The organism is Deltaproteobacteria bacterium, assembly GCA_016210045.1.
Taxonomy (GTDB): Bacteria; UBA10199; UBA10199.
The window spans coordinates 21,075-33,863 of the sequence record JACQUX010000026.1; the positions used below are offsets into that span (position 1 = coordinate 21,075).

Annotated in this window: 7 protein-coding genes; 5 read left to right on the plus strand and 2 right to left on the minus strand. The window is 62.2% G+C overall.

From position 1 onward, the window contains the following. Nucleotides 1-68 precede the first annotated feature (68 nt). Nucleotides 69-1,241, plus strand: a complete 1,173-nt coding sequence (locus tag HY696_08895; GenBank protein ID MBI4238514.1) for a hypothetical protein — start codon at nt 69-71, stop codon at nt 1,239-1,241. Nucleotides 1,242-1,641: 400 nt separating this feature from the next. Here the strand turns inward: HY696_08895 and mutM are convergent, their stop codons facing one another. After that, complete coding sequence (gene mutM / locus HY696_08900; protein MBI4238515.1) at nt 1,642-2,466, minus strand: bifunctional DNA-formamidopyrimidine glycosylase/DNA-(apurinic or apyrimidinic site) lyase; 825 nt, start codon at nt 2,464-2,466, stop codon at nt 1,642-1,644. Nucleotides 2,467-2,564: 98 nt separating this feature from the next. On the opposite strand from mutM, the gene HY696_08905 reads away from it, so the two are divergent. Next, entirely contained in the window at nt 2,565-3,575 is a 1,011-nt protein-coding gene (locus HY696_08905; GenBank protein MBI4238516.1) for a thioredoxin family protein, read from the plus strand. A 92-nt stretch (nt 3,576-3,667) separates the two neighbouring features. Next, nucleotides 3,668-3,985 (plus strand): FKBP-type peptidyl-prolyl cis-trans isomerase, encoded by a 318-nt coding sequence (locus HY696_08910; GenBank protein MBI4238517.1) that lies wholly within the window; start codon nt 3,668-3,670, stop codon nt 3,983-3,985. 4 nt (nt 3,986-3,989) lie between these two features. Here HY696_08910 and HY696_08915 read toward each other — a convergent pair whose 3' ends face one another. Then, nucleotides 3,990-7,748, minus strand: a complete 3,759-nt coding sequence (locus HY696_08915; protein ID MBI4238518.1) for a protein kinase — start codon at nt 7,746-7,748, stop codon at nt 3,990-3,992. A 147-nt stretch (nt 7,749-7,895) separates the two neighbouring features. Here HY696_08915 and HY696_08920 point away from each other — a divergent pair, with 147 nt between their 5' ends. Together HY696_08920 and HY696_08925 are read left to right on the plus strand one after the other, a co-directional pair. Then, entirely contained in the window at nt 7,896-10,211 is a 2,316-nt protein-coding gene (locus HY696_08920; GenBank protein MBI4238519.1) for a BamA/TamA family outer membrane protein, read from the plus strand. 11 nt (nt 10,212-10,222) lie between these two features. Then, complete coding sequence (locus HY696_08925; GenBank protein MBI4238520.1) at nt 10,223-12,589, plus strand: hypothetical protein; 2,367 nt, start codon at nt 10,223-10,225, stop codon at nt 12,587-12,589. Nucleotides 12,590-12,789 lie beyond the last annotated feature (200 nt).

Consider the following 12,789-nt stretch of genomic DNA (forward strand, 5'->3'; position numbering starts at 1 on the left):
TCCGGCCGGAGTGAGGCGCCCCAAGGTTCCGAGAAGAAACGGTTCGTTCTATCAACAGAGGAGGCGTTATGAAGTCACGTGTCAGCACGTGGGGGTGTATCGGTGTGGCCGCATTACTGCTCGCGGCCTGTGGCAAGGTCGGATCGGGGACGAGTGCCAGCAGTGACACGAGTACGAACGATGACAGTGCAGTGCGCGAGGTCTCGGGGACGGTGCCGACCGGGAGCGAGAGCGCGGCGAGTGTGAGTAAGCATCTGGGCGGTGGTGGCATGTCCTTCGCCTGTGCGGCGGATGAAGTGATCGCGACCGATACCGACGGTTCGACAATCAGCACGGTTGTAGAAGACGACTGTTCGTTTATCCTCAAGCTGCGCGTCGGGCATTCGTATGTGATCGGCCTGTCGCATGACGGGACGTTCATCGCGGCACTGAAGTTCCGCGGGCGTGTGGCCGGATTCCGCGGCTCGGGACTGGCGATTGGGCGCGGAAATGGGCGGATCGCATTGGGCGGAATCACCGTGAGCGGTTCCACTGGGAGCTGTGAGAACGATCCGTCGGAATTTATCGATCAAGATGACGACGGCGTGGCCGATGCGTCCGATGACGATGCCGACGGCGATGGAAGCGACGACGCGTTCGAACGCGATTGCAGTCTGGACGGAGTCGAAGACGATAGCGACGAGAATGCCTGTGATGGCGAGGCCGTGGCCGAGGATGACGTCCAAGCGCATGTGCTGCGCGTTCGGCCGTGGCATGGTCGGAAACACGTGGCGCTGCGCAAACGCGTGCGTGCGTTGATTTCGTGCCGCGTGAATCCGTTGACCGTGAATGCGCAGACCTTCCGTGTCGAATCGTCCGATGGCGACGCGATTGCGTGTCACTATCGGCTTTTGTATCCATTCTTCGCACGACTGACACGGATTACGTGTCGCCACTTCGCCGATCCGTTCACCCCGGAGACGGTCTACACTGCGACGCTCGATGGCGTGGAATGCCGCGACGGCCGGCCGGTGGAAGTGCGGGAGTGGTCGTGGACCACACGCGATGCGCCCGAGGCCGATGCAGGGGATGAGGCTGCGGATGAAGCGAGCGACGATGGTGACGAAGAAGACCTGTTAGATGAAGCGGATGAGGCGGAAGACACGACTAGCGAGTCCGAGCCCGCAGATGAGGAAGAGGACGAGGATGAAGCGGAAGCGGATGACGCCACAGAAGACGCAGCCGGCGCCGATACGCAATAGCGCGCGCCCGCGATGATCACGAGGCCCCGCTCGGGTGCTCCGAGCGGGGCCTTTGTTCTCCATCGCGATGGGCCGAGGGGGCCTACGGGGAAGAGCAGGGTACGCTGGCATCTGCTGCGCAAAACCTTCGGTTTTGCTGCGCGGACCGGCAAAGCCGGTCCTTGCGGCCGCATCGAGCGGCCGCGCGCTCGCCCTCGCCGTTTTCGTCGTTAGATAACGCAAGGAAAAAACGGCTGCGAGAGCCCCTGCTCTTCCCCGTAGGCCCCCTCGGCCTCAGCCACTGTCAGCGTTCCTTATTGCTTTCGGAACCTGGGTTCCACGATGTGTCACGACGCTGATTGCAATATCTCGAAACGAATGCGGATGCCTGCATGGTTGAGAGAAAATGGAACAGGGTTTGTTACCGCTGAATCTCCGGAGCGAACCAGGTGGAGCGGCCGTGTTGGGGGAATCGACTGACCATGCCGCGGCCATCCAAGGTAGAGAGGCCGTCGCGGCCGTAGACTTGGAGGAAGGTCTGCATGGCGCCGCGACTGCCGTGGCCGTCGACGTAATCGCGCAGCGTGGTGCCGCCGTGCGTGATCCCCTTTGCCAGTACGTGGCGCGCGGCGTGGAGCAAGCGCGCGAGTTCCGCGTCACTGCAGCGTGCGACAGTGCGACACGGATCGAGCGCGGCATGGTAGAGGGCTTCGCACGCGTAGATGTTCCCCATCCCGGCGGCGATGCCTTGATGGAGCAACAGGGCCTTCAGGGCGAGACGCGGATGGCGCCGCACGCGGACGATGAAGTGTTCGGGCCGCAACGCGGGATCCAGATAATCGGGGCCGAGGCGTTGCAGAAAGGGATTGTCGGCGCCGCGCGGATCGTGCGTCAGTGAGATCGTGCCGAAGCGTCGTGGATCGGTGTAGCGCACGATTTGTCGATCGGCGAAATGCAGTTCGCAATGCGTATGCGGGGCAGGCGGGGACGGCGCCGCAACGCGGAGTAGGCGTCCGGTCATGCCGAGATGGAGCACGAGGCCCGCGTCGCGATCGGTCCAGAGCAACAGGTATTTGCCGTGCCGGGTGAGTGCGGTGCATTGTGCGTTCAGCAGGGCGCGACGCACGGTCTGACGGGAGCAGTGTTCCAGTGGGGCCACGGCGGAGAGCGTGACGTTGGCGATGCGCGTGCTCGGCAGCGGTAACAGCGTGCGGCGAATCGTTTCCACTTCAGGCAGTTCGGGCATGGGCGCGTCTTCATATACATGATGGTTGGGCGTCAAGGTGCTCCGTGTATGCAGTGACTTGCCGAGCCGCAACGATTGCGATATGGGGGCGACCACCAATGCGACGCGCGATTTTCATCCTGTGGCTTATCCTGTGTGCCATGCCGGCTTGTCGGCGGCATGCGGTGGCGGCGATCGATTGGTACGACCACGTCAGTCAAAAGGCGACGCTGGCCGAGGCGGTGCGGCGTGGCAAACCGGTAATGCTGCTCTTCGAGACCGGCTGGTGCCCGTACTGCCTGCAAATGCGCGAAGTCGTGTTTCGCGATCCGCACGTGGTCGAGCTGTTGCGGCAGTTTTTTGCGGTGCGGGTGGATGGAGACAGCGACCGTGCAAATGGCTTGATGCAGCGCTATCACGTCCAGGGCTATCCGACGATCGTCTTTGCGCAGGCCAATGGAGAACCGATCGGGGCGTGGCAGGATGTCCCCAAGCCGACGGCCTTTGCCGCGCATTTGCGCGAGATGTTAGGCACGACGAAGCCGCACGATTCATGGGATCTGCATTTGCACGGCAAACTCGAGACCGGCGAGATCCCGGCCGATGAATTTTATGCGCGTGCGACAAGTCTCGAAGAGCGCGGCCATGCGGAAGAGGCCAAGTCGACGTTCCGCGAAGGCGGGCTCCAGATGTTGCGGCGCGTGAATGGTGGCGCGTCGTTTGGCGAAATGCGGAGTCTGTTGAGTCCGACGATCCAACTGTTGCTCCGTGGAGGCGCGTTGCAAGAGGCGGAAGCCTTGGCGCGGCGGGCCATCGCGGAATTTCCGAACGACTATCTCTATCCGTATCGCCTCGCGATGGTGTTGGGCGAGCAAGGCCGACTCGACGAGGCCGTGCAGCAGGGCGCGCGTGCCTTTGCGTTGTCGTATGGGCGCAATCGCGTCTGGGTCACGGAAATGTTGGCGGACTTGTTGGTCAAAGCGGGTGACCAAGATCGGGCGGCGACGCTGATTCGCGAGGCATTGGCGGGCGTGGATTGGAAGACGAATCCGCGCAAAAAATCGGAAGAGCAGCGGCAGCGATTAGAAGCACGGTTGAAGACGTGGGAACGAACGACGGGGAAACCGTAACCAAAAAGGAGCGATGTATGGCGCGAAAATGGGCGTTCGGGAGTTTAGCAGTGGCCGCGGTGTTGTTGGTCACCAGCGCATGGGGAGGCGCGATGAAGCAAGAGGACCTGAAGGTGGGAACGGGCGCGGTCGCGGTGAGCGGCAAGACGGTGAGTGTCCACTATACCGGCTGGCTGACGGACGGGAAAAAATTCGACAGTTCGATGGATCACGGCAAGCCGTTCGAGTTTCCGCTCGGCGCAGGTCGCGTGATCAAAGGCTGGGACGAAGGCGTAGCCGGGATGAAGGTCGGCGGCAAACGCAAGCTGACGATCCCACCGGAACTGGCATACGGTCCCCAAGGCGTTCCCGGCGCAATTCCGCCGAATGCCACGTTGGTCTTTGAAGTCGAGTTGTTGGGGGTGAAGTAACCACTCACTCAATCCCATACTGGCTCAGCTTCGCGATCAGCGTTTCCATGCCTAAGCCGAGCGATGCGGCGACGCGTTCGAGGTCGCCGGCGAAGTGGGTGACGGCGGCTTGCAGGATCTCGCGTTCGTAGGTGGCGAGGGCTTTGTTCGGGGTGAATCTCGTCGTGGCCCGGAGGTTGGCGCGTGGTGCAGTCGTGACGGCGGTCGCGTCGGGCGGTGTCGCCGGCGCGGCGGTGTCGAGCGAACGTGTGGCGCCGTCGCGGGCCTCGCCGGTGACGGCGGTGGCGTTCGTCAGTGCGGCCACCGAGACGCCGCCGGATTTGATGCGGCTGATCGTCTTTAAATCGACGAGCACGCGGGCGCGCGACCGTTGTTTCAAAAACGGTTCCCGATATTCCTCGCCCAGATTGGCGACCATCGTCATGATGATTTCGTACGCCGTCCGCAGATGCGCCAACGCGTCTTCAATCTCGTCGCGTTTGTGATAATAAATACCGAGCAGATATTCGGCCTCCCAATGCAGCTCGCGCCATCCATTCCGGAGGCATTCGTTCGCCAGTCGCACGAGCGCGGGGCCCAGTGGATCGTCGGGGCGTAGTTGCGTCATCACGGCGATTTTTTGTGTGAGCAATGTGTAACGGGTCTTGAACTCCGCGTCTTGTTCCGTCGGCATCAGCGGAGTGAGTCGCGTGATGAATTGATTGGCCTCTTCGATCTCGCCGTTTTCCACCAACAGGTCGATCGCGCCGTAGTAGCCCCAACGCTGCAAGTTCTCGTCGTGATGCGTTTCGCCGATCGCCATCGTTTCTTCAAATGCGTTGAGCGATTCCATCAGCCGTCCGAGGTCTTTATAGAGATAGCCGAACGTGATTTGGATCCAGCCCAACAGACGATGGTTCCGGGCGCGACGTGCGAGTCGCATCGCTTGCGTCAGATAGCGGGCTGCGAGATCGGACGTGCCGAGATTCAAGTAGAGCGTGGCGACGGTCATCAAGCTGCTGGCCAGGTCGACTTCGGCGCCGCTGCTGGCCTTGATTTGGAAACTCAACTGCGCGTACTTGAGCGCCTCGGAGTAGGCCGCTTTCTTTTGGCAGAGGGTGATGATGTTATCGAGCAGCGCCAACGCGTTGTGTTGCGCGCCCATGGCGAGTGAGAGGCGCCACGCCTCGAGGAAGGCCGCTAAGGCCTCCTCGCCTTGGCCGGCATGCAGATGGAGCACGCCGAGTTGGCCATGAATCGACGAGGCTAAACGTTTGTCGTGGCCGAATTCGGCCAGCTTTTCTTGATAAAACGCGAGCGCATGGTCGAAGCGCCCGCTGCGCGCCAACGCCACGCCGAGGTTGTTGTTCGTGACTTGTCGGCGCTTGTCGGCGGGGAGCTCTTTAGTCCACGTGTGCGATCGTTGATACAGCTCGATCGCCTTTTCCGTGGCCCCGGTCTCCAACCAGGCTTGGGCTCGCTCATTGAGCAGAAAGAGATAGACCGGGTTGCTGGGGTCGGGACTCAATTTCGCGAGGGCTTGCTCGTAGATCTCGCCGGCCTCCTGCGGTTTGCGCTGCGCCCGCTTTGCCAGTCCGAGCATCTTCAAGTCTTCGACGGCCGGATCGGTTTGGGCCGTCAGCAGTTGTTGTAAAATTTCCTCGCACGCTTGATAGCGGCCTTGGAAGAGCCGAAGCGTCGCAATTTTCCGCAGAATGACGATCTGTTCTGTCGCTTGCTCGTTGAGGACGCGCAAATATTCCAAACGACGCTCGAGAAATTGGATCGCCGTCTCCGTGGCGCCGACTTGCTCCGCTTCCTTCGCGGCATGTTCCAAGATCGTCACCGCCTTTTCGCGGTGACTGGTGTACGGCGCATACACCGCTAATTCGCGGGCCGGAATGTCGGCTTGCGTGGCCAACCAAGTCAACAAGAGATCGGCCAATTGTTGGCGGCGTGTCTCGGGCAATCCCTTCGCGATGACTTGCGTCAGCGCGCCGGTTGCCGGGCTGTAGGTCTCGAGTGTGCCGTCGCGCTGCACCAGTCCGGCCGCGTAGAGTTCGAGCAGCGCGGCAGCCGAGTCGCGGGAGGCGAGCAGCGAGCAGACGGCCGCAGTGAGCGGACGATCGGCGAAGGCGAGCAGTTCGAGCAGTTCACGCGCTTCGGTACTGAGCTGTTCGACTTGTTGCCGATAGAGATCTTCGATGGAGGTGGGCAGCTCGCCGGCGGCCGTATGGTAGCGGCGCGCGGCTTCCGACATCAGCAGCGGGACGCCGTGCGAAAAATTCCAGACCGCGTTGAGAAAGGTGGCATCGCCGTCCGCCGTGCCGACCAATTGGGTCACGAACGCGTGGACCGCATCGCGCGGGAGCGGTGTCAGTTCGAGCGTTGGCGTGCCGGAGGCCTGTGGCGGGGCGCCGGCCGTCGGGGTGTACGTTGCGACCACGATGAGCGGTGAGGCCTCGTGGGACAACGTGGCGGAGTAGAGTAGGCCTAACAATGCCGACACACTTTTTTGCACCGGCAGTGCGGCGCGATCGAGGTTGTCGATTAAGAAACACGTGGGTTTGCTCGCGGCCGATTGCATCAGCAGCGGTGCGGCCGCCTCCGGAGTTTCCGGCAGTTCTTCCGGCGGCAGTCCGAGTGCCGGGAGAAACGTGAGCACGTCTCGGCCTTCACGTTCGCCATCGACGGCGATCGTCACGCATTCTTCCAATTGGCTCGCGTGCTTCAGTTCCGCCAGCAGCCGGCTTTTTCCCATCCCGCGCGCGCCGGCGATCAAGTACGCTTGGGGATGTTCCTCTTGGGCGACCGATTCATCGCTCTCGAGAAATTTGGCCACGCGTTTGACCGCGTTTTGCAACGTGACCAGCGTATGTTCGCGGCCGACAAACGGACCCTCCGCCAGCTGGACGCGCGCTTGTCGCGGCAGTGCCAGAAACTCATGGCCAGCGTGCAGCGTGAGAAAACTCAGCACCGCCGCTGCGGACGGAAACCGGTCGTCCGGGTTTGGTGCCAGTAAGCGTTGTGTGAGTCGGCTCAGATATTCCGGCGCGCCTCGTTCTCGCAGCGGTGTCCAGTCGATCTGCGTCTGTTCATGAAATGCCTTGGCCTCGTCCAGACTATGGAGTTCATACGGATAGAGTCCAGAGAGGAGGCGATAGCAGACGACGCCGAGCGAATAGAGGTCGACCCGATGATCGAGGCGCGGGTTCGGCGCAAAGAGTTCGGGCGCCATGTAATTCAGCGTCCCGGCGATCTCTTTGATCGGCTGGTCGGTCGGACTGGTGACGCCGAAGTCGACGAGGCGTGTCTGGATCTGGCCTTCCGTGCGGCTGACCAGAATATTCGCGCCTTTGACATCGAAGTGGATCAGGCCGACGCTATGGATGAAGTCGAGCGCGCTCAAGACTTGGGCCAACACGCGTTCGAGTTGATCGATCGGGGCCTGGAGCAGCGCGCGATATAAATCTTCGCCTTCGACGAATTCAGCGGTGAAGAAATATTGTTGGTGCGAGCTGGAAAAGCCGAAGTCATAGACACGGCAGACGTGGGGATGATGCAGCTCGCTGAGCAGCCGGAATTCCCGCTTAAAGGCATCGATCCGGATTTTTGACGTGAGCCCGGCCTGAAGGAATTTCAGCGCGATCGGCTTCGCGTCCTGGATGGCTTGGACGAGAAAGACTTGTCCCATGCCGCCGCTGCCGAGCGGACGCAGGATATTGTAACTCTGTTGGCCGGCGAGGATCGTCGTCGACTGCTGTGCTGTCTCCGGACTTGGCACAAGGATAGTATAACGAAGAACGCGGAACGCGAAAAGTTCTTGCAGTGTCAATATATTGGCGACCGCGGACGCAACATTTGCGCAGATCTGCCGATACTAATCATGTAGAGAAAACAGGCCAGCGGGGGAGAGAAAGGGTTGGTTCCCGTGGCTGAATTAACCTCCGTCGTCGTCGAGGGCGTCCATTACCTCCCGCTCAGTGTCCAGAAGGTCCAGTTCAAACCCGATGAAAAGCCCGAACAGGTAGTCGACCGTGTCAAGGTGGAGATCGGCCATAACCTGCAAGATGAACTGATCTTCCACAATCCGGAGGACAAATTTGTCTACGTTGCCCAGCTCACGCGGCTCCCGGACGCGGCGCTGAAGACACCGCTCGATCCAGAGACCGTGCGACTCTCGATCGATCCGGCCGCGCGCGTGGTGTTCCGCGAAGATGAGCCGGAGGCATACGTGTTGAGTCGGGTCGAGGTGGTCGGCATCGCCGATCCGGCGGTCAAGCAGCAAGTCGAAAAAGTGCTCGACTTGGAGGCGGGCGACAAAGTGAGTTTCGCCGACTTGTTGGAGAAGCGGGAAAAACTGTTGAAAGAGTGCCCGCTGTTGGCCGTGCAGCCACAACCTGCGGCCGATCCGGCCGATCCGACGAAATTAGTACTGACCGTACGCGCGATCGATCATCCGCGCGGTGTGGAGGTGCTCGACCTCGATGGGTCCGATCCGGCGAAGGCGATCATCGAACGGATGTTCGACGGGACTCGCCTCGATCGCGCGGCGTTGGAGCGGATTCAGCAACAGATCCATCAGTACTTTCAGCATGCCCAGTTCCTCTATCAAGTGACGAAGTCGGAGTTGAGTACGGAGGGGAAGCTGCGCATTGCGGTGCTGAAGATCCCGGCGCCGACCGCGATCGAATTACAAGGGGTCGAGGGTGACGAGACGGAAGCCGCATTGCGCGCGTTGTTTCCGACACCGTTGACCGCGCCCCATATGGAGGCGGGGTTGAAGGCCGTCGAGGCGTACTATTACCGGCATGGTCAGATGCCGAAGCTGACCATGGGCGTGCGGCGCAAACAGGACGGGAACGTGCTCGTCGTCACGGTGAGCACGGAGGTCGCGCCGAAACGCGTCGTGTTTCGTGGGAACTATCCATTTGCCCACGAAGCGCTGGAGGCCGCATTCGGTGCGCCCGATCCGGTGTTGCACGTGTATACCGCGGAGCAGATCAGTGCCGGTATCGAGCGTGTCCGCAATTTCTGCACGGAGCACGGCTATCGGATCGGTCAGAGCGCGCAGTTTCGCATCCACGATGGCGTCGTGGAACTGGCACTCAATCTCGCGCGTCTGAAGGGCTATCGGATCGTGATGGTGGAGAAGGCGCGCAACGTCGATGATCGATTGGTGACGCGGGAATTGGCGCAGCGGCCGGGCGAACTCTTTAATGAAATCGAATTGAGAAAAGGGATCGCGCGGCTGCGCGGCTCCGGGAATTTTTCTGCCGTCAACTATGTCGTCGATCAAGCCGGCGGCGAAGACGATGTCTACGTGGATATCGTCTGTCGCCCCGGCCCTGCGATCGGCGAAGTGATGCTCAGCGGCGGATACAGCGGCGCGCTTGGCTGGACCGTGATGGCCGGAACGCAGTTGCGGCATATCCCCGCCGAAGGGGAGACGTTAGGCCTCTCCGGCCACTACGCACCGAATTCCTACGGCGGCGTACTCAATTGGTACGAGCCGTGGGCGTTCAGCAATAAGATTTCGCTCTCCGCGTCGCTCTATTTCAACGTCGACGATCTGGTGATCGCGAATCAGCGGGTCGGTGTCGGGATGGCCGTCGGCATTCCGTTGGGCGGCAAATATTCCCCGTGGCGGATTATTCTCGGCACCGACGTGGAATATCTCCATGTCGAGGACGGCGAGACGATCGAAGGGCTGGATCGCGACACGCCGGTCTTAGTGAAGCCGTCGCTCAAACTCGTGTATGGCGAAGGCCCGCTGACGGCGTACGTCCAAGGGCGGATCAACGCCGGCGCGATGACGTATCAAGAGGCGCGCGGCGGGATTCAATACGACGTCGATTTGGGCAAGGGGTTTGTGCTGCGTATTGCCGGCGGTGCCGGACAACAGTTTGGCACCGTGCCCGATTTTACGAAATTCAATCAGCTCAACACACCATCGGTCTACGGCCGCAGTCTGAGTGACTACGAAATCGGGGTCGATTTCGCCGTCGCGTCGCTCAATATTCACAAGACGTTGCTCGACACCGATTACGCGAAGATTGGATTGCACGGCGGCGTGACCATCGGCGGAGTCGGCGCGCGCAAAACCGATTTCGGCTTCGGCGCCGGCGTAGACTTGCTGCTGATGGGGATGCCATTCACGGTCGAGCTCGGCGGGCGGTACGACTTGGCCGGGAGCGAAGGCTTCCGCTGGGGGGTGTCGCTGTTGACGAGTCGCACCTCACTATAGCTGGATAAAATATGGCGCCGCCGGGACCTGTTACGTTCACATCGCTGCCGCAACAGTCGGCCTATCGCCCTGCTGAAGACACCGAGCGCCGTCGTCCGGCCGCCGCCGCCGAAGGCGCGGATCCGGTGACGGACTACTTTGTCGAGACGAGTCTGACGCGGGCGGAGGAGTTGGGCGTTAGCGGGGCGACGGTCGCGGGGGGTGTGCGGCTCGAGGCGCGCAATGCCGCGACGGGCGAGGGCGGCGCAGTCGGTGTGATGCTCCGGGGCGGGGAGACGTGGGATATCGGCTTGCAACTCCATTGGAGTGGGGTGTCGTTCGGTGTGGGGCTGGATGGTGGCGTGTCGCTCGGAATGGGCCCGTTGCAGTGGAGTCCGGGGCGTGGCGCGGCGGTCGGGGCGTGGGGTGTGAACGGGGGCGGCATGCAGTTGGCGCCGGGATGGCTGTTGGCGCTGGCCGCGAGCGTGCAGCTGGTCGCAACCGCCGTGGGCGGCGAGGCGCACAGCGTGGAAGAAATCATTGCCGTCCCGATGGCGACATTGTTGTCGAGTATCGTTCCGATCGAATCGATTACCGAAACGGTGTCGTTAGTCCGTGGTGTCGCGGGCGATACGGATGATGCCGGCGCGATTGCGTCGGCCGCGGATGCCGCACGACTATTGGCCGGAGTGACTTCGCATCTGCGGCGGGGTCAGTATCATACCGCGCTGCTACGTGTGGAGGGCGCCTTGCGGGTCACGCTGCCACCGGCGTTGCGTGCGCAATTGATGGGATTGCGCGATCAGGCGTTGGTGCAAGTGCGCGCGACGATGGCGCCACTGGTGGGCGGGCGCAGTAGGGCCGAGGCGAGTGTCACGAATCCCGTCGCGCGGCTGCGCGAGCATCTCGTGGCAGCGCTGGATCGCGTGGAGGAGTTCCATCACCGCTATGCCGTTTGGTTGGCCGGCGACGTGGAGACGCAGGATCGACCGGCCGGAGCGGCGTTGCACCAATATCTCGCCGACGCATTGTACTTAGTCGGAAAATTCGAACTGCATACGGATACGGTGCGCCGCGACGGTCGCGTTGAACACACGGTGCGCGCCTCCGCGCCGTTCGCCGTGGCGGATGCGGCCATGGCTGCGCGCTTCTTTACGCTGACGACGGCGGTCGTGAAAAGTGTCACGGCGAGGGATTCTGCGGCGTTGCGGATGTACGGGGAACAGGCGCGCTTCGCGGCGGGGCATGTCGTGCGCGGGGTGCAGGACGGAGCAACCCCGACGCATGCATTGGGCGCGGACCAACTCCTACTCGACGACCTGCTGCAGTGGTGCGCGGCGTGGGATCGCGCATCGCCGTTCGCCGACCTGCGGCGGCGGCACTTGCGCTGGGTGATTGCCATGCGCAGCAGCGGCATGGAGCGGGAGCGGCTGCTGCGGGATGCGATCCCCGCCGCGCCGGCCGATGCGCGTCCTCCGCAACCGGAACGCAGCCTCCAACAAGCCATTGGCCCCAATCTGGTGCGGTATCTGCGGGCGCGGCGTTTCATCCAGGGGTTGCTCGCGCTGGAGTGGTGGCGGCGCGGCGAGTCGATCGACGGCGCGTTGGCCCCATTGGACTTCGTCGGCAAGGCGCGGACGACGCGCTCCACGCGCGACGGTTTCGCGCTGCTGTATGATGTCGTGAGCGTCATGTCTCAACTCGAAGCGCGGCAATGGGATCATGATCCGGTGACCGAGCGGCTCTATCGCGGCCTGCATCGACGGCTACGGGCGACGTTGTACGGCTTGGTCAAGGAGCGCGGCGTGGAATTGGACAGTGTCGAACAATTGGAGGCGTGGCAGCTCAAACTGTTGCAGCAGGCCGAGGTTGTGGGAGACAAAGGGGCGACGCTGCTGAAGCGCTTGAGCGCGGTAGCGCGCCAATTGGCGACGTCGCCGTTCGGCGCGGAGTTCGCGGCGGTGCGGCATCCAGTCGCGGCATTGAGCCGCGAGGCGCAGCGCCTGCTGCCGGCCGCGGAGGCGCTGTCGCTGCGGCGCGGCGCGAATCTGCGCGAGGTCTTGGCGACGGAGGCGGCGGAGACTGCACTGATCCGCCGCTTCACGATCGGACTCCGTGATCAACTGGCGACGGAAGCGTTGCCGCAACTCGAGCCGCTGCGTGCCGCCGTCGCGATAACCGCGGCGCCGAATGGTACGCCGCCGAAAGATTTTCGCGATTGGCAGGAAGCGACCACAGACGCGCTGCAAGAACTTCAGGAAGCGATGGTCGATCTCCAAGACGCCTGCACGCAGGCCGCGACGGCGTACGCCACATTCGCCCGGCGCCGCGCCGCGAAGCAGATGCACGCGCATATCACGGATCGAGCACTGGGCAATTTTGGCCTGCACTCACCGTGAGTATGTAGGAACCGGAGTCATTGTCACCGAATCCTCCGACCTGGACCCGATACTCTACTGCGTCCGTCAGGTTGATCTCGAAGCAGGAGGCCAGTCCATCATGGTCATCGTTAAAGATCGGGAACGTGGCATTCAAGTCGAAGGGGCTGTAAACCGACGTCACAGTATCAATAGCGGTGGTTAATAAAGGACTCTGATCC